Source organism: Staphylococcus caprae (assembly GCF_003966625.1).
Taxonomy (GTDB): Bacteria; Bacillota; Bacilli; order Staphylococcales; family Staphylococcaceae; genus Staphylococcus; species Staphylococcus caprae.
Map to the genome: position 1 here is coordinate 746,624 of NZ_AP018587.1, position 19,890 is coordinate 766,513.

General features: G+C 34.6%; 25 protein-coding genes. 16 read left to right on the forward strand and 9 right to left on the reverse strand.

From position 1 onward, the window contains the following. Positions 1-15: 15 nt before the first annotated feature. Genes JMUB898_RS03360 through JMUB898_RS03390 form a run of 7 tightly spaced genes read right to left on the reverse strand, consistent with a single transcriptional unit; the run spans position 16 to position 5,062 of the window. Positions 16-852, reverse strand: coding sequence for an urease accessory protein UreD (locus JMUB898_RS03360; RefSeq protein WP_002443837.1), 837 nt, complete (start codon positions 850-852; stop codon positions 16-18). Further along, a complete protein-coding gene (gene ureG, locus JMUB898_RS03365; protein ID WP_126514782.1) occupies positions 852-1,466 on the reverse strand; it encodes an urease accessory protein UreG in 615 nt (204 codons plus the stop codon). The genes JMUB898_RS03360 and ureG overlap by 1 nt, the downstream gene beginning before the upstream one ends. An 11-nt stretch (positions 1,467-1,477) precedes the next feature. Next, entirely contained in the window at positions 1,478-2,167 is a 690-nt protein-coding gene (locus tag JMUB898_RS03370) for an urease accessory protein UreF (protein WP_002443833.1), read from the reverse strand. Next, entirely contained in the window at positions 2,160-2,612 is a 453-nt protein-coding gene (gene ureE, locus JMUB898_RS03375; protein ID WP_002443831.1) for an urease accessory protein UreE, read from the reverse strand. The genes JMUB898_RS03370 and ureE overlap by 8 nt, the downstream gene beginning before the upstream one ends. A gap of 13 nt (positions 2,613-2,625) precedes the next feature. After that, positions 2,626-4,341 (reverse strand): urease subunit alpha, encoded by a 1,716-nt coding sequence (ureC, locus tag JMUB898_RS03380; RefSeq protein ID WP_002443829.1) that lies wholly within the window; start codon positions 4,339-4,341, stop codon positions 2,626-2,628. Between the two features lie 2 nt (positions 4,342-4,343). Next, on the reverse strand, positions 4,344-4,748 hold the full coding sequence (locus tag JMUB898_RS03385) for an urease subunit beta (protein ID WP_002443828.1): 405 nt from the start codon (positions 4,746-4,748) through the stop codon (positions 4,344-4,346). A gap of 11 nt (positions 4,749-4,759) precedes the next feature. Continuing rightward, positions 4,760-5,062 carry an urease subunit gamma gene (locus tag JMUB898_RS03390; protein ID WP_037541599.1) on the reverse strand — a complete coding sequence of 101 codons (303 nt, stop codon included), beginning with the start codon at positions 5,060-5,062 and terminating at the stop codon, positions 4,760-4,762. 255 nt (positions 5,063-5,317) lie between these two features. On the opposite strand from JMUB898_RS03390, the gene yut reads away from it, so the two are divergent. From yut to JMUB898_RS03420, 6 genes are all read left to right on the forward strand, one after another. Next, on the forward strand, positions 5,318-6,217 hold the full coding sequence (gene yut, locus JMUB898_RS03395; protein ID WP_037541598.1) for an urea transporter: 900 nt from the start codon (positions 5,318-5,320) through the stop codon (positions 6,215-6,217). A 343-nt stretch (positions 6,218-6,560) separates the two neighbouring features. Beyond that, positions 6,561-7,706 carry an acyl-CoA dehydrogenase family protein gene (locus JMUB898_RS03400; protein ID WP_037541597.1) on the forward strand — a complete coding sequence of 382 codons (1,146 nt, stop codon included), beginning with the start codon at positions 6,561-6,563 and terminating at the stop codon, positions 7,704-7,706. Between the two features lie 212 nt (positions 7,707-7,918). After that, positions 7,919-8,839 (forward strand): ABC transporter substrate-binding protein, encoded by a 921-nt coding sequence (locus JMUB898_RS03405; protein ID WP_126501906.1) that lies wholly within the window; start codon positions 7,919-7,921, stop codon positions 8,837-8,839. Between the two features lie 121 nt (positions 8,840-8,960). Then, positions 8,961-9,899, forward strand: a complete 939-nt coding sequence (locus JMUB898_RS03410) for a nucleoside hydrolase (protein ID WP_002443816.1) — start codon at positions 8,961-8,963, stop codon at positions 9,897-9,899. 111 nt (positions 9,900-10,010) lie between these two features. Next, positions 10,011-10,559: a biotin transporter BioY gene (locus tag JMUB898_RS03415; RefSeq protein ID WP_002443813.1), complete on the forward strand. Its 549-nt coding sequence runs from the start codon at positions 10,011-10,013 to the stop codon at positions 10,557-10,559. Positions 10,560-10,598: 39 nt separating this feature from the next. Further along, on the forward strand, positions 10,599-11,354 hold the full coding sequence (locus tag JMUB898_RS03420) for a GNAT family N-acetyltransferase (RefSeq protein WP_002443811.1): 756 nt from the start codon (positions 10,599-10,601) through the stop codon (positions 11,352-11,354). A gap of 39 nt (positions 11,355-11,393) precedes the next feature. Here JMUB898_RS03420 and fdhD read toward each other — a convergent pair whose 3' ends face one another. Then, positions 11,394-12,185, reverse strand: a complete 792-nt coding sequence (gene fdhD / locus JMUB898_RS03425; protein WP_002443809.1) for a formate dehydrogenase accessory sulfurtransferase FdhD — start codon at positions 12,183-12,185, stop codon at positions 11,394-11,396. Between the two features lie 217 nt (positions 12,186-12,402). On the opposite strand from fdhD, the gene modA reads away from it, so the two are divergent. The 5 genes from modA (at position 12,403) to JMUB898_RS03450 (ending at position 16,284) form a co-directional block, all read left to right on the forward strand. After that, complete coding sequence (modA, locus tag JMUB898_RS03430) at positions 12,403-13,197, forward strand: molybdate ABC transporter substrate-binding protein (RefSeq protein ID WP_002443807.1); 795 nt, start codon at positions 12,403-12,405, stop codon at positions 13,195-13,197. Between the two features lie 13 nt (positions 13,198-13,210). Next, a complete protein-coding gene (modB, locus tag JMUB898_RS03435; RefSeq protein ID WP_002443804.1) occupies positions 13,211-13,882 on the forward strand; it encodes a molybdate ABC transporter permease subunit in 672 nt (223 codons plus the stop codon). Then, positions 13,883-14,491 carry an ATP-binding cassette domain-containing protein gene (locus JMUB898_RS03440; protein ID WP_002443803.1) on the forward strand — a complete coding sequence of 203 codons (609 nt, stop codon included), beginning with the start codon at positions 13,883-13,885 and terminating at the stop codon, positions 14,489-14,491. Positions 14,492-14,742: 251 nt separating this feature from the next. Then, complete coding sequence (locus JMUB898_RS03445) at positions 14,743-15,747, forward strand: ThiF family adenylyltransferase (RefSeq protein ID WP_037541595.1); 1,005 nt, start codon at positions 14,743-14,745, stop codon at positions 15,745-15,747. Between the two features lie 18 nt (positions 15,748-15,765). Next, complete coding sequence (locus JMUB898_RS03450; RefSeq protein ID WP_037541594.1) at positions 15,766-16,284, forward strand: MogA/MoaB family molybdenum cofactor biosynthesis protein; 519 nt, start codon at positions 15,766-15,768, stop codon at positions 16,282-16,284. Between the two features lie 26 nt (positions 16,285-16,310). On the opposite strand, the gene moaC is transcribed toward JMUB898_RS03450, so the two are convergent. Then, on the reverse strand, positions 16,311-16,799 hold the full coding sequence (moaC, locus tag JMUB898_RS03455; protein WP_002443796.1) for a cyclic pyranopterin monophosphate synthase MoaC: 489 nt from the start codon (positions 16,797-16,799) through the stop codon (positions 16,311-16,313). A gap of 61 nt (positions 16,800-16,860) precedes the next feature. Here moaC and JMUB898_RS03460 point away from each other — a divergent pair, with 61 nt between their 5' ends. Genes JMUB898_RS03460 through mobA form a run of 5 tightly spaced genes read left to right on the forward strand, consistent with a single transcriptional unit; the run spans position 16,861 to position 19,888 of the window. Next, positions 16,861-18,120: a molybdopterin molybdotransferase MoeA gene (locus JMUB898_RS03460; protein WP_126501907.1), complete on the forward strand. Its 1,260-nt coding sequence runs from the start codon at positions 16,861-16,863 to the stop codon at positions 18,118-18,120. Next, positions 18,117-18,599, forward strand: coding sequence for a molybdopterin-guanine dinucleotide biosynthesis protein B (mobB, locus tag JMUB898_RS03465; RefSeq protein ID WP_002443792.1), 483 nt, complete (start codon positions 18,117-18,119; stop codon positions 18,597-18,599). The genes JMUB898_RS03460 and mobB overlap by 4 nt, the downstream gene beginning before the upstream one ends. After that, positions 18,596-19,042, forward strand: coding sequence for a molybdenum cofactor biosynthesis protein MoaE (locus JMUB898_RS03470; RefSeq protein WP_002443790.1), 447 nt, complete (start codon positions 18,596-18,598; stop codon positions 19,040-19,042). The genes mobB and JMUB898_RS03470 overlap by 4 nt, the downstream gene beginning before the upstream one ends. Position 19,043: 1 nt before the next feature. Next, a complete protein-coding gene (moaD, locus tag JMUB898_RS03475) occupies positions 19,044-19,277 on the forward strand; it encodes a molybdopterin converting factor subunit 1 (RefSeq protein ID WP_037541593.1) in 234 nt (77 codons plus the stop codon). A 5-nt stretch (positions 19,278-19,282) separates the two neighbouring features. Further along, positions 19,283-19,888, forward strand: a complete 606-nt coding sequence (gene mobA / locus JMUB898_RS03480) for a molybdenum cofactor guanylyltransferase MobA (protein ID WP_002443783.1) — start codon at positions 19,283-19,285, stop codon at positions 19,886-19,888. Positions 19,889-19,890 lie beyond the last annotated feature (2 nt).

The window sequence follows — 19,890 nt, forward strand, 5'->3', positions numbered from 1 at the left end:
ATTGAACAAAATTATTTAGTATTTTCTTAAAAAATCAAGTTGACGATGATAAAGTCTTTGTGCAATGAAGGATTGAACATGTGTTAATATCTTTTCAATTGCTTGAGTGCGGTGGGCGAGTATTCTGATAGCAAGACCGTGAGTAGGTAATTGAGAAATGCCTAATCTACAATCCATTCCTTTTTCAAAATGAGAAATCGTGTCATAAATGTCATCTATAAAGTTCTGATTGACATCAGGGTGAACGAAATACGCTGAACCTAAATGTGTATAATCTTCCATATAACCCATTGAGTCGATTTTATTCTTCTCAGGATTTAATAACATATTGTCAAATGTGACTAATTCACCATCCATATATATTTCATTTACTAAATGCATATATTTATAGGTAAAGTCTTGGTCGTTGGAAGAATAACCAGGTGTCAAAATATCTGTGTAAAACATTGAACTTCCACTTTTCAAATTAAAGGTATTATGTTGATAGAATTTAGCATTTTCATAAGCAATAATAGGATCTGCCACAAATTCCATATATGAATCATTCTCTAAATTGAATGTCTGATATTGTTCCACACGGTCATTCAAAGTTTTATAAATTTTAGTTGCACCTTGTGATGTGAGTGTGACTTGTGCATTTTCTTCAAGATTTATATTTAAACGATATCGGTCGCCGTCTAAATATCCGCCACCTACATTTACAATGTAAAAGGTTGGAATTGTAGATTGATTAAGATAGACAGGACGAATGACTTTCAGTGCTTTCTCGAAAAATATATATCGTGCAACTGAACGTTTACCGTTATGAAATACTGTTAAGTCAAGTTCTCCTGTCCATTTAGATTGTGTCATTATGCTAACCCTTTAAGTAGTGTATCTCGTTCAATCCATTCAATTACTTCGTCTAAACCTTCGTCTGTTTTCAAATTAGTGAAAGCGAAAGGTCGATTACCGCGGAAAACTTTAGTATCTTCAGCCATTTGATTTAAAGATGCACTTACATATGGTGCTAAATCTGTTTTATTAATAATGAAGAAATCAGATTTAATCATTCCTTGGCCACCTTTACGTGGAATTTTTTCGCCTTGCGCAACATCGATAATATAAATTGAAAAATCAACAAGTTCAGGACTGAATGTAGCAGCTAAATTATCGCCACCTGATTCAATAAAAATGAGTTCTATATCATCGTTACGTTCTAAAAGTTCATCAATAGCTGCAAAATTCATAGAAGCATCTTCACGAATAGCAGTATGTGGGCATCCACCCGTTTCTACACCAATAATTCTATCTTCAGGTAATACGCCCGTATTGACTAATATTTTTTCGTCCTCTTTAGTATAAATATCATTTGTAATAACACCGATACTCATATCTTTTGATAAACGTTTAACGACTTTTTCAATTAATTGAGTTTTACCTGCACCTACAGGTCCGCCAATTCCAATTTTGATTGGTTCTGCCATAATTTGGCCTCCTATGAAATAAATATTCTTACATTAACATTTTCATGTTCCATTTGATTAAGTTCTAGACCTGGAGCGGTCATGCCAAAGTTAGATTCTTCTAAATCTATAATGTGATCACGTGTTCTTTCAATATATGGAATCATTTCTTTGACTACTTTTTGTCCAGCTGTTTGTCCGAGAGGAATAGCTCTTACAGCATTTTGCGTTAGACTTGAAACATTTTGATATAAATAGTAATCGATAATCGTATTGATATCGAGACCTAGGTGATGTCCTAACATGGTAAAGCAAATCGCAGGGTGCAATTTCGCTTTTTTAAGTTTCATCTGATCATGATACCAATGAATCCAAGTCGCATCGTAAAGTTCCAATGCTAATTTAACCATACGTGTACCCATCTGTTTGGTACCCACACGTGTTTCTTTAGGTAAACTTTGTACGAAAATTTTTTGATCGATTTCTAGTATTTTGCTCTCGTTTTTATTTTCTAATGCGTCATATACGATTCTCATGGCTAAGCCATCAGCATACGTTAATTGTTCATTTAGGAATAGTTTTAACCAACGTGTAAATGATTCAGCATCATTGACTGTTTCTCGTTGTATATATGTTTCAAGTCCAAATGAGTGACTAAACGCACCGGTTGGAAATTGTGAATCACAGAACTGAAATAATCTCAATTTTTGATGATCAATCATGAGAATGTCCTATATGTCTAAAGGCTTGATTTACCTTTCTATCTTCGTGGCTATAAGGGATGCCTAGTTGTTTTAATAAATCTTCTACGAGATAGTCATATTGAACTAACATTTCAGTTTCTGTAAATTGAGCAGGGAGATGACGGTTACCAAGTTGATGTGCGATATCTCCCATTTCTTTAAGATTTCTAGGTTTAATAACTAATAAATCTTCAGAGTTAACGTCGACAATAATCATATTCTTATCGTCTTGGAATAAAATATCTCCATATTGCAGATCGATAGGTTGTTTTAAACGAATACCGATTTCATTGCCATGATCAGTTGTAACACGTTGGATGCGTTTAACTAAATCAGAATTTTCTAAGTAAACTTTTTCAACGTGCTTTTGCTTTTCTTCTGGAGATAAGTTTGCAATGTTGCCTTGGATTTCTTCAATAATCATTTGTGCATGCCTCCTAGAATAAGAAGTATCTTTGAGTAAGTGGTAATTCTGTTGCCGCCTCACTGGTGATTTTTTCACCATCAACAAATACTTCATAAGTTTGCGGATCTACATCTAATTTAGGTGTAGCATTGTTGTTTTTCATATCTGCTTTAGACAGATTACGAATGTTTTTAACGGGACGAACCATACGTTTTAAATTTAATTGACGGTAGATACCATTTTCATAAGCAGTATTAGAAACGAAAGTCATTGCTGTATGTGTAATATTTCCGCCATATTGACCGTACATTTTACGATATTTTTGAGGTTCAGAAGTTGGAATAGAGCCGTTTGCATCACCATTAACCGCTGAATTGATAAGACCGCCTTTAACGATAAGTTCAGGTTTAACACCAAAGAAAGCAGGTTCCCACATTACAAGATCTGCAAATTTACCAGCTTCAACAGAACCTACGTATTCAGAAATACCATGAGTAATCGCTGGGTTGATAGTATATTTCGCAATATAACGTTTAATACGATTGTTATCATTATATTCTGAATCTCCTTCAAGGAAGCCACGTTGTGCTTTCATACGGTGTGCAACTTGCCAAGTACGAAGGATAACTTCGCCAACACGTCCCATTGCTTGAGAGTCTGAACTAATCATACTGAAGACACCCATGTCTTGGAGTACGTCTTCTGCTGCAATTGTTTCCTTACGTATACGAGAATCTGCGAATGCAATATCTTCAGGTATAGAAGCATTTAAGTGGTGTGTAATCATAACCATATCTAAATGTTCATCGACAGTATTTTGTGTGTAAGGTAGGGTAGGGTTCGTAGATGACGGTAGAATATTAGGGTAAGAAGCGGATTTAATTAAGTCTGGTGCGTGTCCACCGCCAGCACCTTCAGTGTGATACATGTGAAGTACTCGACCTTTAACAGCTTCCATCGTATCTTCCATAAATCCTGCTTCATTTAGCGTATCTGCGTGTAATGCGATTTGAATATCAAATTCATCTGCAACATCTAATGCATGACTTAATGCTGAAGGCGTAGCTCCCCAGTCTTCATGGACTTTAAGACCAATAACACCTGCATGAATCTGTTCGATTAAAGCAGTGTGGTTAACGGCTTGACCTTTACCAGTAAATCCTACATTAATAGGTAATTCTTCAGCGGCTTCTAACATACGGTGAATATGCCATGGTCCAGGTGTTACAGTAGTAGCTTTTGCACCTTCAGAGGCACCAGTTCCTCCACCAATATGAGTTGTGATACCACTTTCAAGCGCAACTTCCGCTTGTTCAGGATTAATAAAGTGAACATGTGTATCAATACCGCCAGCAGTAACGATTTTACCTTCTGCTGCAATGACATCTGTAGTAGAACCAATAATAATATCTACGTTATCCATAATGTCAGGGTTTCCAGCTTTACCAATTTTGAAAATGTAACCATTCTTAACGCCAATGTCTGCTTTGACAATTTTGTCATAATCAATAATAAGTGCATTGGTAAGTACTAAATCCGCAACATTTTTATCATCTCGAGTGACGTTAGGGTTTTGAGCCATACCATCTCTGATAGATTTACCACCACCGAAAGTAGCTTCATCTCCATAATTGGCATAATCTTTTTCAACTTGTGCAAAAAGGTTTGTATCACCTAATCTCACTGAATCTCCAACGGTTGGACCGTATAAACTTGTATATTGAGATTGTGTCATTTTAAAACTCATGATTACTTACCACCTTTTTTATTTGCGTTTTGCTCGCCTTCATCCCCGAAGACACCAGCATTTTCATCTTCCTTACCAGTAGGGCGATATACGCGTTCTTCATCTATATCTCCATTAACTAAACCACGGAATCCATAAATTTTGCGACGTCCAGAATATTCAACGAGTTGAATTTCTTTTTCATCACCGGGTTCAAATCTTACCGCAGCACCGGCAGGAATATCTAAATGTTTACCGTAAGCTTTTTCACGATCAAATTTTAATGCCTGATTAGCTTCGAAAAAATGGAAGTGTGAACCAACTTGAATAGGTCGGTCACCAGTATTCTTAACCTCTAAGACTGTTTCAGGATGATGCTTATTTATTTCTATTTCAGTATTTTTAACTTTAATTTCTCCTGGAATCATTTTTGTCCTCCTTAAACTATTGGATGATGGACAGTAATTAATTTAGTTCCATCTGGGAATGTTGCTTCGATTTCTATTTCTTTAATCATACTTGCAACGCCATCCATGACATCTTCTTCATTTAAAATCGTTTTTCCATAGCTCATAAGTTCAGCAACAGTTTTACCATCACGTGCTCCTTCTAGTAGTTCATCACTAATTAAAGCGAGCGCTTCAGGATGATTAAGTTTAAGGCCTCGTGCTTTTCTGCGACGAGCGACTTCTGCAGCCACAACTATCATTAACTTGTCTTGCTCTCGTTGTGTAAAGTGCAAAATAATCCCTTCTTTCAAAAAATTTGCCTTGCAAAATTAATATTAAGACGATTTAATTAAATTAACAAGTAAAACGAGAAGAAAATTTTGGTTATTTATATAAAGATGGTTTAAACTTAGTATATATTTACCAATAAATATAAAATTTATCTAATATTTAAAAAAGTTCTATTAGAAAAAGTATTATTAATATCAGAAGCATTTTATGAATATGCTAGAAAATGCTTTTAAATTTTAAGAATAAAGGTGAAAGAATTGAAAACAATTAGTATTATGTTAAAGAATATCTCTCAAGTTTTATTAATTAATAATAAGTGGACCGGATTGTTTGTATTAATTGGTTTGCTTATAGCAAATTGGCAAGTTGGTTTAAGTGCACTCATCGCTAGTGCTATCTCATTTGTTTTGGCTCCATACATGAATTATTCACAAGATGAGATTGACAATGGTCTCGCAGGTTTTAGTCCTGTTTTAACAGCTGTAGCGCTCACACTTTTCCTTAATCATAATTTGAGTGGCTTAGTGATTACTTTAATTGCAACCATTTTGACGCTACCAGTAGGTTCGGCTATTAGAGAATTGTTGAAGCCTTATGGTATAGCGATGTTAACATCACCTTTTGTGATGATGACATGGATTACTGTGTTGATACCTGGTCAAGTTAAATCTTTAAATACACAACTTGATATCATCCCTAGCCATATTAAGAAAACATCGTTTGATACGGGGAATGAAACGATTCAGTTTTTCCAATCTTTAACTGAAGGATTTAGCCAAGTATTTCTTGTGCCAAGCGTGATAGGTGGCTTGTTGATTATAATTGGAATTTTTATAGGCTCAAGAAAGGCAGCTATCTTATCAATTGTTGCTAATATTATTGGTTTCTTAATTGTAGGATTGTTAGGTGGTAATTATAGCGATATTAATGAGGGCTTGTTCGGCTACAATTTAGTTTTAACAGCGATTGCTTTAGGAGTCACTTTTAAATCTACAATGAACGCATATTTAGCAACAGTGCTTGGTATCGTTTTAACAGTCTTTATCCATTTGGGATTAAATACGTTATTAGAACCGTTTGGATTACCTGCACTTACCATGCCATTTATTTTAGCTACATGGATCATGTTATTTGCTGGAATGAAAAATCGTGCATAAGGTGTCGCATTTGTTTTTATAAAAAGTGATAATCATATATGCATACAGAAAAAGAATTTTTAAATTTAAAATCAAATAAATGATATAAAATGAGCTCCTAAATGGATTGATTAAACATTCATTTTAGGAGCTTTTAGATTGCGATTAATTTTTTATCCTTGATACTTTTAGCAATTCATATGACATCTGCTTATAGTGAAAGTGTTTATACGAATGCTCATGGTTGCTAGTTCCTTTATAATTTGAATGATTTTCAGTGGCAGTTGACTTCCATATATAAAAGTCGAGTGTTAAACTAGGAATAATTAAAGGGATGTAATTATGAATATTCGAGGTGAGAGTTGTGGTACAGTCATTTCTAGTACGCACAGAAATTCAAAAGCGGTGGATTCAAAAATTTAAAGAAGTGGAAGATATATTTAAAGAACGCGCTACTGAAAACGATAAAAAAGCGCAATTTCCATATAAAAATATTGAATGGCTTATTCAAGAAGGCTATACAAAACTAACATTACCGAAAGCCTATGGAGGCGAAGGGGCAACCATTGAAGATATGGTTATTCTTCAAAGTTATTTAGGTGCAATAGATGGTGCTACTGCTTTATCGATAGGTTGGCACTTAAGTGTGGTGGGCCAATTATATGAGCAACATATGTGGGATCAACGAATGCTTGATGCATTTGCTAAAGAAGTAGTCAATGGTGCACTTGTAAATCGAGCAGTAAGTGAAGCCGAAACAGGAAGTCCAACAAGAGGTGGTCGCCCAGGTACACATGCGGTTAAAGTTGACGATGGTTACGTTTTAAATGGAGTTAAAACTTTTACATCAATGAGTAAGGCATTGACGCATTATATCGTTGGTGCGTATGTTGAAGAGATTGATTCAGTTGGATTCTTCTTAGTTCCTCGAGAATATGCAGGTGTAGAGGTTGCTGATAACTGGAATATGGTTGGTATGCGTGCAACTGAAAGTCATGATCTTGTATTGAATGATGTTCATGTACCAACAGAATACTTTGTTGAAGCTGGACTTAAACCTCAACCGAATGGCTGGATTCTTCATATTCCAAGTTGTTACTTAGGTATCGCACAGGCCGCTCGTGATTATGCTGTTCATTTTGCGGAAAATTATAGTCCAAATAGTATCGAGGGAATAATTGCAGATTTACCTACTGTCCAACAAAATTTAGGTAAAATGGAAAGTTTATTACTATCGGCAAGACATTTCTTGTGGAGTACTGCACATGGGTATCAATTATATGAAGAAGATGCTCAGATATGGAATGTGACTTCTGCGAGTAAAGTGATGGTGATGAATCAAGGACTAGAAGTGATTGATTTGGCAATGAGAATTGTTGGTGCTAAAAGTTTAGAAATGGATCGACCATTACAACGATATTATAGAGATATGCGTGCGGGGTTACATAACCCTCCAATGGAAGATATGGCCTATACGAATATAGCTAAAAGTATCACAGGTAAGATGTAAGGAATGTTTAAGATTGAACGAAGCTTGATATAAGTGCACTTTTAAATGTGAAATCTACTGTCCATATGATAAAGGAGACTAAGATTATTAATTGTAGCTTAGTCTCTTTTTTATTTTCCAAAAATATTTACTTAACAAACTATTGTAAAACTACAAATATTTACGTATAATTAATCGTGAAATTGATAATCGTTATCATTTAGGAGGAAGTTATGAAAAAATTATTATTACCTTTGATTGCGTTAATCCTAGTATTAGCCGCATGTGGTAACAATTCAGATAGTGGGTCAAAGGATTCAGATAAAAAAGCAGAAAAAAAGTCATACAAAACGGATGATGGCAAAACAATTAAAGTACCTAAAAATCCTAAGCGTATTGCAGTAGTGGCACCTTCATACGCTGGTGGAATTAAAAAATTAGGTGGAAATGTTGTCGCAGTAAGTAATCAAGTTGATCAAAGTAGTATCTTAAAAGATAAATTCAAAGGTGTAACTAAAGTGGGAGACGATGATGTAGAAAAGGTAGCTAAACAAAAACCTGACTTAATCATTGTTTTAGATCAAAATAAAAATATTAAAAAATACAAAAAAATCGCAGCTACAGTACCATTTAATTACCAAAAACATAAATATTTAGAACAACAAGAAGAATTAGGTAAATTATTAGGTAAAGAGGACGAAGTTAAAAAATGGGAAAAACAGTGGAAAGATCAAACAGCTAAAGATGGCAAAGAAATCAAAAACAAAATTGGTGCCGATTCTACAGTCTCAATCTTCGATGAATTTGATAAAAAATTATATACTTACGGAGATAACTGGGGCCGCGGTGGCGAAGTCTTATACCAAGCATTTGGTCTGAAAATGTCTAAAGGCCAACATGACTTAACTAAAAAAGCGGGTTGGGCTGAAGTAAATCAAGAGCAAATTGAAAAAGTTGCTGGTGATTACATTGTTTCAACAAGTGCAGGTAAGTCTACTCCAGGTTATGAGAAAACAAATATTTGGAAAAACTTACCAGCAGTGAAAAAAGGCCATGTTATAAAAGTTAAAGCTGAGACGTTTTGGTATAATGATCCATATACTTTAGACTTCATGCGTAAAGACTTGAAGAAAAAATTAATGGATGCAAAATAAAAGGGAATTAACGAATATCAATTGAGTAAATGGAAGAGGTTGCCGATAAAAGGTAGCCTCTTTTTTAAAATCAACATAATTAAAATTTGTTAAAATAAATTAAAAGTATAGAGGAGGAATAATGATGACTAACGTTTATTTTAATCATGATGGTGGCGTAGATGACTTAATTTCTTTATTTTTATTACTCCAAATGGAAGATGTGGATCTGATTGGTGTGAGTACTATTGGAGCAGATTGTTACCTAGAACCCTCACTTAGCGCATCTATTAAAATTATAAATAGATTTTCAAATAAAGGTATTCAAGTTGCCCCCTCACACGAAAGAGGTAAGAATCCTTTCCCGAAAGAATGGAGAATGCATGCATTCTTTATGGATGCACTACCAATTTTGAATGAAACACGTACGCCTAACCGTGCTAAAGTCAGTGATTATGAAGCGTATGAAGATATTATTCAAAAGGTTAATATGAGCTCTAAAAAAGTGACATTATTATTTACTGGTCCGCTTACAGATTTAGCCAAAGCAATTCGTCACAACGACGCCTTTTTAGCGAATGTTGAAAAATTAGTTTGGATGGGCGGTACATTTTTAGATAAAGGTAATGTAGAAGAACCAGAACACGATGGAACTGCAGAATGGAATGCATTCTGGGACCCTGAAGCGGTGAAAACGGTTTTCGATAGTAAGATTAAGATTGATATGGTCGCTCTCGAAAGTACAAATCAGGTGCCATTAACATTAGATGTACGTCAACGTTGGGCTGATGAGAGAGAACATGTAGGTATAGATTTTCTAGGAGTAAGCTATGCTGCCGTGCCTCCATTAACACATTTCGTAACGAACTCAACCTACTTTTTATGGGACGTACTTACAACAGCTTATGTAGGTAAACCTAAACTCGTTAAATCAGTGAAAATGAATGTAGATGTTATAAGCCATGGTCCTAGTCAAGGTAAAACTTATAAAGATGAAAATGGGCGCAAAGTGAATGTAGTTAACTACGTAGAAAGAAATGCGTTTTTCGACTATATTTCACAGCTTGCTAAACGAGTATAGTGATTAAGCATTTTTATAAAGAAGAAAAAGACCAGTTAACTAATGTAAACTTTTTATTTATTAAAGTTTACAATGATGATATAATCATTCTCATGTAAGGAGGATGAACAAATGACTACGAAACACTTAGTTTATACAGCTTTAATGACGGCAATTATTTGCATTTTAGGATTGGTTCCTGGTATACCCTTACCATTTATGCCAGTGCCTATCGTATTGCAAAATATTGGGATCTTTTTAGCAGGAATTATTTTAGGACGTAAGTTGGGAGCTACCAGTGTCATCGTATTTTTACTATTAGCTGCAACTGGGTTACCAGTATTATCAGGAGGACGCGGAGGTATTGGTGTCTTTGCTGGTCCTTCAGCTGGATTCTTATTCTTGTATCCATTTATTGCCTATTTTATAGGCTTAGTAAGAGATCGCTATTTTGGGAAAATTAATTTTGGCGTACTTCTAGTAGCTACGTTAATCATTGGCGTATTAGTATTAGATATTTTCGGTACCATTATTATGGGATTCATTATACATATACCGGTTTCTAAGGCAATTTTATTGTCATTTACATTTATGCCAGGGGATATCATTAAAGCAATTATTGCTAGTTTAATTGGTGCCACAGTTTTAAATCACACACGATTTAGAACTCTGATACAATAAGGGTAATCAATTTTAGAAATATTTGCAGAGGCGATAAGTATGTCACGGATAACGTTTGAAGATATCTATGTAGATGGTACAAAGTGGTCTGAAGATCAACGCAAAGTCATTTATTTAACTTCGAATCAACCATTACAATTTTCGAGTAATACTTGGTTTTATAAGATGATGCCTTCTATGAATCAATGGTTAGAAGATATCAATGTGCAGCAACGTCTTCATACTCAACAGGGCTCGAATCATCTTTCGTTTTACTTTCCGGAAAATGAACCACTCACTCAGCAATGGATAGATTTCATTCAAGAGCGAGGGTTTGAGCTAGGATTAATGGAATTATATGTTGTAGAGGGCGAAGATTTATCGAAATTGCCACAGAATCAGCAAGTAGAGATTCAGCATGTCTCTGAACAAAATATTGAGGATTATTTAAAAATTTATCAATACTTTGCTCAACCGTTTGGTGAATCATATGCCATTGCAAGTGCACAACATATAAGAGCTTATTATGAGAACGATATTCCACAAAGACTTATCGCATATATTAACCAACAACCTGTTGGCATCGTGGATTTGATTGTTTCAATGAAATCAATTGAAATTGATGGCTTTGGTGTACTAGAAACCTATCGTCATCAAGGGGTTGGTTCAACGATACAAGCTTATATAGGTGAGGTGGCTGAAAAGAAACCCGTTATACTTGTCGCAGATGGAGAAGATACTGCCAAGGATATGTATCTTAAACAAGGTTATACGTTTCTTGGTTATCGGTATCAAATTTTAAAAGAAAATATTTAAATAAAAAAGCGAATTAGAAAAGGAATGTATGTTCCCAATCTAATTCGCTTTAATACGTTCTGGATGACTATATATATTGAAATTACCATCACGGATGAAACCAATTGCGGTAATATTTAAATCTTTAGCTAATTGCACAGCAAGCGTAGTTGGTGCAGATTTAGATAGAATCACTCCAACACCTATTTTGGCAGCTTTGATTAAAATTTCTGAAGAAATACGCCCGCTAAATATAAGTACTTTATTTCTAACTGAAATATGTCTTTGTATACAATATCCGTATAGTTTATCTAGCGCATTATGACGTCCAATGTCCTGCCTATGTTCAAAGAATGTACCTCCATCACTGATTGCAGCATTATGAAGTCCACCGGTTTGTTTGAATATCACACTAGCACTTTGAAGTTGTGTCATCATTCTTAGAATTTGTTGTGGTTGTAATTCAATTTTTGACATTGACGTTTTCGCAATGGCTGCATCATTATGAAAATAAAATTCACGGCTTTTTCCGCAACATGAAGCAATCATTCTTTTAGTTGAATATTCAAAACGATCGCCTAATGATTTTGTTAATTCGACATGTGCAAACCCTTTACTATCGTCAATTTGTATTGATTTTAATTCATCTCTTTTTAAAATAGCGCCCTCAGAAGCTAAAAAACCTAGAACAAGTTCTTCCATATTTGTAGGACTACAAATAACGGTAGCGAACTCTTCGCCATTGACCATAATTGTTAATGGGAATTCTGTTACGTAATTATCTTCTGTTTCAAATAATTCACCATTCTCATAACGCACAATTGATTGGTCAGTTGATACGTCTTTATTCATAATATTGTGCCCCCACTTTAGTCATAATATAATCATAAAACTAAATGTTGGAAATTTAAATTCTTTTGTTTATAGGTTTATATTGCTAAAAATGTTATTAAATAAATTAGCTTAGCATTCATTAATTATTACGAATTTGTTCAATAACTTTTACATAAATATCCTTTTCAAAGTAAAACAAAAGAGTATAATAAAAACAGAGTGGAGGGATTTATTCATGAAAAGAAAACACATTTTAGCTTTAATTATTGCAGTGTGCTTAGTATTAGCAGGATGCTCTAATTCTAGTAACAGCAATAAAGATGGCGATAAAAAAGAATCTAGTTCGCCTGACAGTGGTAAAAAACAAGAATTACAAATTTCTGCAGCAGCGAGCTTAACAGACGTAAGTAAAGCACTTGAGAAAGAATTTAAAAAAGACCATAAAGATGCAAACATTAAATTTAACTACGGTGGTTCTGGTGCATTAAGACAACAAATTGAAACAGGCGCACCTGTAGACGTATTTATGTCAGCTAATACAAAAGATGTCGATGCATTAAAAGATAAAAAGAAAGCACACGATACATACAACTATGCTAAAAACAAATTAGTGCTTGTAGGCGATAAAGATAAAAACTATCAATCAGTTAAAGATTTAAAAGGTAATGACAAACTTGCATTAGGCGAAGTTAAAACTGTGCCTGCAGGTAAATATGCTAAACAATACTTAGATGACAACAAATTATATGATTCAGTTAAAGATAAAATTATCTATGCTAAAGATGTTAAACAAGTTCTTAACTATGTAGAAAAAGGTAACGCGCAAGAAGGCTTCGTTTATAAAACTGACTTATACAATCAAAAGAAAAAAACTGATAAAGTAAAAGAAATTAAACAAGTTCAATTAAGTAAACCAATTGTGTATGAAGCTGGCGCAACTTCAGATAAGAAATTAGCTAAAGAATGGATGAAATTCTTAAAATCTGACAAAGCTAAAAAAATTCTTAAAGAATACCAATTCTCAGCATAAGGAGTTATAAACCATGCCTGATTTAACGTCATTTTGGATATCTTTACGTGTTGCAATAATCAGTACAATTATTGTTACAATACTAGGGATTCTTATTTCTAAATGGTTATACAATAAGAAAGGGCATTGGGTGAAAATCCTTGAAAGTTTTATTATATTACCTATTGTGCTACCACCAACGGTACTAGGTTTTATATTATTAATTGTATTCTCAACAAGAGGACCTATAGGTCAATTCTTTACAAATATTTTACACTTACCCGTAGTGTTCACATTGACAGGTGCAGTTATTGCATCTGTCATTGTTAGTTTTCCACTTATGTATCAACATACAATTGGTGGCTTTAGAAGTATTGATAGAAAGATGTTGAATACTGCACGAACGATGGGAGCGAGTGAATCTAAAATATTTTTTAAATTAATTTTACCTTTATCTAAACGTTCAATTTTATCTGGTATAATGATGAGCTTTGCACGTGCCATTGGGGAATTCGGTGCAACATTAATGGTGGCAGGTTATATTCCTAATAAGACGAATACATTGCCTCTTGAAATCTATTTCTTAGTTGAACAAGGTAAAGAAAATGAAGCTTGGCTCTGGGTACTTGTACTAGTCGCTTTCTCTATAACAGTGATTGCTACAATTAATTTAGTTAATCGGGATAAATATAGGGAGGTCGATTAGATGTTAAGAATTCAATTAGAATACTTGTTAAAGGACACACAAATCCATGTCGATATCGATGATCATGTCCCTAAGATTTACGCTATTCGTGGACCATCTGGAATTGGGAAGACTACAGTATTAAATATGATTGCTGGTTTGAGAGAAGCAGATTATGCTTATATTAAGGTGAATGAACGTGTGTTGACTGATTCGGAGCATAAAATCAATGTCAAAATTCAACAACGTCACGTGGGCTACCTATTTCAAGATTATCAATTATTCCCTAATATGAATGTTTATAAAAATATTACTTTTATGGCTGAACCATCTGAACATATTGATAATTTAATACAAACGCTCAACATCGGTCACTTGATGAATCAGTACCCGATGACATTGTCTGGCGGTGAAGCGCAACGTGTAGCTTTAGCGCGATCACTGAGTACGAAGCCAGATTTAATTCTACTCGATGAGCCCTTTTCAAGTTTGGATGATGCGACAAAAGAAGAGAGTATTGAACTTGTTCAAAAGATATTTAATGAATGGAAGATACCTATTATATTTGTTACGCACTCAAACTATGAAGCTGAAAAGATGGCACACGAAATCATTAATATTGGAAAGTAAATAATTATAAATATAAGAGGTTGGGAACTTTAAAGTTTACGCTCTGCGACACCGATTAACGGCGTCCCAAAAGCAAGGTTTTCGGCAGTAACACTCACAATTCGATAAAATTTGAGAAATAATTTTGCTCATTGTTCGTTTCTGCTCAAATCCTAAACACTTTTGTTCCGACCTCTTTTAGTGTTTAAATTTTGTGACTTATCAAGATAGCTTATATAATGGAAACAATGATAAATGAAAGGGTAACTCATATGAATCAAGAACGTTATTCGAGACAAATGTTGTTTAAACATATCGGTAATAGAGGCCAAGAGAAAATCGAACAACAACATGTGCTGATTATCGGGATGGGAGCACTAGGTACGCATCTTGCTGAAGGTTTAGTTAGAGCAGGTATTGGTAAATTAACTATAGTAGATAGAGATTATATTGAATATAGTAATTTACAAAGACAAACCTTATATACTGAAAATGATGCAAGAGAAGCTTTGCCAAAGGTGATTGCCGCACAACGTGCACTCACACATATTAGGAATGATATTGAAATTCATGCATTGATTGAACATGTGAATTATCAATTTCTAGAGAAGCATGGTAAAGATGTGAACTTTATTCTCGATGCGACAGATAACTTTGATACAAGACAATTGATCAATGATTTCTCATATAAATACGGCATACCATGGATCTATGGTGGAGTAGTTCAAAGTACGTATGTAGAGGCAACATTTATACCTGGGCAAACGCCATGCTTTAATTGCCTTATGCCACAGCTTCCTTCAGTCAATTTAACTTGTGACACAGTGGGTGTGATTCAACCCGCAGTTACAATGACTACAAGTTTACAATTAAAAGATGCTTTAAAATTACTTACCCAAAATGAAATCAAAACGCGTTTAACTTATGGAGATATTTGGGAAGGCGATCACTTCACAATTGGGTTTAGTAAAATGTATCGAGAGGATTGTCCTACGTGTGGTCATCATCCGTACTATCCACATTTAAACCAAGAGAAACAAAGTTATGCGACATTGTGTGGTCGTGATACAGTTCAATATGAGAATCGTAATATTTCCCAGGAAATGCTCATCGCTTTTCTTGAGCAAAATCAAATTCATTATCGTACCAACAATTATATGACGATTTTCAAATTTAGAGGGCATCGCATTGTTGCTTTTAATGGAGGCAGGTTCCTGATTCATGAAATGACGCATCCTCAAAACGCTATGCAATTAATTAATCAATTATTTGGATAAAATAAGGAGTTGAATATGATGCACAATCATCAACACGAACATGTTAAATTAGAAAGAAATATTAATGTAGCTGTTCTAACCATTTCTGACACAAGAGATGAAGAGACTGATAAAGGTGGTCAATTGGTACAATCTCTTTTAAAAGAGATTAACGTAACCGTGGAGAAAGATAATTATAAAATTGTTAAAGATGATAAAAATGCAATTACTTTACAACTTAAGCAATGGTTAGATGAACATGAAGAAATTGACGCCATTATTACTACAGGTGGGACTGGCATTTCTCAAAGGGATGTTACGATTGAAGCAATACGACCGTTGTTATCTAAAGAATTAGAAGGCTTTGGAGAGTTATTCCGATATTTAAGTTATACAGAAGATGTAGGCACACGTTCACTATTATCACGTGCAATTGGAGGAACTGCTAAAGATAAACTTATCTTTGCGTTGCCAGGTTCCACAGGTGCGGTTAAACTTGCGATAGAAAGATTAATTAAGCCAGAACTTAATCATCTTGTGCATGAATTGACTAAATAATATGAAAGAAACAACTAGTGTAAAGACTAGTCGTTTCTTTTGTAATCTCCGGATTTGCCACCGGATTTAGATTCTAAGTATGTTTCACCAATAATCATGCCCTTATCAACAGCTTTCGTCATATCATAGACAGTTAAAGCTGTCGCTGAAGCTGCTGTTAAGGCTTCCATTTCAACACCTGTTTTACCAGTGGTTGAAACAATGGCAGTAATATTAAGAACATAAGAAGGTGCTTGAGTGGAATCCCATTCAAATTGCACATCAATACCAGTTAATGGTAAAGGATGGCACATTGGAATAATCGTAGACGTGTTTTTAGCTGCCATGATTCCAGCAATTTGGGCTGTATTCAGTACATTACCTTTCTTATTTGTATTATCGATAATTTGTTGATAAATGATTTCATTTACAGTAATGCTTGAATGAGCACGAGCTTGACGTTTGGTCACTTCCTTTTCAGAAACATCAACCATCTTAGCATTACCTTGTTTGTTAATGTGTGTAAAGTCAGTCATTATATACCTCCTAGCAGAACTTAGTATATCACGAAAATATTTATTTTTTGGAGATGAAAATATGTCAGTTGAGAAAAGAACCCCAATACCAGTAAAAGAAGCTATTTCACGAGTGATGAAGCAAAATGTAGAAGTACGTAAAACTCAAGTAAAATTAGATGATAGCTTAGGATATGTATTAGCTGAAGATATCGTGGCGACATATGATATACCTCGCTTTAATAAATCACCATATGATGGCTTTGCGATTCGTAGTGAAGACTCTAAAGGCGCAAGTGGTGAACATCGTATTGAATTCGAAGTGATAGATCATATCGGTGCTGGATCAGTTTCTAATAAGAAAATTGGGAAGAATCAAGCAGTCCGTATTATGACAGGTGCACAAATACCTGAAGACGCGGATGCTGTCGTAATGTTTGAACAAACCGTTGAATCCGAAACAACATTTACGATACGTAAACCATTTGAACATTTTGAAAATGTATCATTAAAAGGTGAAGAAACGACGACAGGTGACATTGTCTTACAAAAAGGTCAACATATCAATCCGGGAACTATTGCCGTATTAGCAACTTATGGTTATACAGAAGTACCAGTAGCAATGAAACCGAGTGTTGCAGTTATTGCTACTGGTAGTGAGTTACTTGAAGTAGAAGATGAACTTGAACCTGGTAAAATTAGGAATTCGAATGGGCCTATGATTAAGGCGTTAGCTGAAAGTTTTGGTTTAGAGGTCGGCGCATATAAAATCCAACAAGATGATCTTGAAAGTAGCATTCAAGTTGTTAAAGAAGCGTTGTCACAACATGATATGGTGATTACTACTGGCGGTGTTTCAGTAGGTGATTTTGACTATTTACCAGAGATTTATAAAGCAATCAACGCTGATGTCTTATTTAATAAAGCCGCTCAGAGACCTGGCAGTGTAACAACTGTAGCATTTGCAAATGGTCAGTATTTATTTGGACTATCTGGTAATCCTTCAGCATGTTTTACAGGATTTGAACTTTACGTTAAACCTGCTGTGAATAAAATCATGGGTGCAAAAGCGTGTTATCCTCAAATGATTAAAGCGACATTAATGGAAGATTTTACTAAAGCGAATCCGTTTACGCGTTTCATTCGTGCGAAAGCGACTTTAACTCCAGCAGGTGCGACAGTAGTCCCTTCAGGTTTTAATAAATCAGGTGCTGTTGTTGCGATTGCGCATGCGAATGCGATGATTATGTTGCCAGGAGGTACGCGTGGATTTAAAGCAGGTCATACTGTTGATGTGTTACTGACGGAATCCAATGCCTTTGAAGAGGAACTGTTGTTATGATTTTACAAATTGTCGGTTTTAAAAATTCTGGCAAGACGACTTTAATGGCACATGCGGTTTCATTTTTAAAGGAAAAAGGATATACAGTTGTAACGATTAAGCATCATGGACATCAAGGTGAAGATATTACCTTGCAAAATGATAGTGTAGACCATATGAAACATTTCAATGCAGGCGCTGACCAAAGCATTGTTCAAGGTGCTACGTATCAACAGACAGTGACACGTTGCTATAAACAGAATCTTACTGATATTATTAACGAATCTGTTACAATTGATTGTAATATCATCTTGGTTGAAGGATTTAAAAATGAACATTTCGACAAAATTGTTGTATACAAAGATGATAAGGAATTAGAAAAATTATCAAAATTAACACATGTACGTTTTAAAGTGAATTTGAATGAGCCGAATGCCTATAAACATTTTGAAACAGCATTGTTAGAATTGATTAATATAGAAGGATTGAAAGATAAATGAAGCAATTTGAAATCGTGACTGAACCGATTCAAACTGAGCAATATAGAGACTACACAGTCAATGAGCATCAAGGTGCAGTTGTCGTTTTCACAGGTCATGTTAGAGAATGGACAAAAGGTGTGCGCACGGAATATCTAGAATATGAAGCTTATATTCCTATGGCAGAGAAGAAATTAGCGCAAATTGGTGATGAAATTAAGCAACAATGGCCTGGAACAATTACTACAATTGTCCATCGTATTGGACCATTGAATATCTCAGATATTGCCGTACTCATTGCAGTTTCTTCACCACATAGAAAAGATGCGTATCGTGCAAATGAATATGCGATTGAACGTATTAAAGAAATTGTACCAATATGGAAGAAAGAAATTTGGGAAGATGGTGCAGAATGGCAAGGCCATCAAAAAGGCACACATCAAGAAGCGAAGAGAGGTGAATAATGTGAGAGTACTTTACTTCGCAGAATTGAAAGAGATTTTAAATCAATCATCAGAAGAAATCGATATAAAAAAGGAGATGACGGTTCAAGAGTTTGAGGCTCATCTTTTTAATCAACATCCAGAAATTGATGATAAAAAATTTCAAATTGCAGTTAATGAGGAATTTGTAAGAAAAGACGATATCATACAACCACAAGATACTGTCGCACTTATTCCACCAGTTAGTGGAGGATAAATTTAATGAAAGCAATTATACTGGCAGGTGGTCATTCTGAACGCTTTGGTCAACCAAAAGCATTCGCTGAAATTGATGGCCAACCTTTTTATCAGAAAATCATAGAAACCTTAACAACAACAAATATGTTTAATGAAATTATTATTAGTACAAATCAACAATTAGCATCACAATTTAAGTATGCACATGTAGTTGTTGATGATAAAGAAAATAAAGATAAGGGCCCTTTAGCAGGAATTTATTCAGTAATGAAGCAGTACTCAGATGAGGAACTGTTCTTCGTTGTTTCTGTAGACACACCCATGATTACGAGTAAGGCTGTCAGTGGGTTATATCAATTTATGATATCTCATTTAATTGAAGATCATTTAGACATTGCAGCTTTTAAAGATGGAGACATGAAGATACCCACGATTGCATTTTATGGACCGCACGCAAAAGAGGTTATAGAACAAGCACTACAATCTAGTGATTATAGTATGAAGAATGTTTATAAACAACTATCCACTGATTGGTTAGACGTTTCAGAAATCAATTCACCTCATTACTGGTATAACAATATTAACTATCAGCAAGATTTGGACTCTTTAAAACTAGAAATTAAAAAATAGGG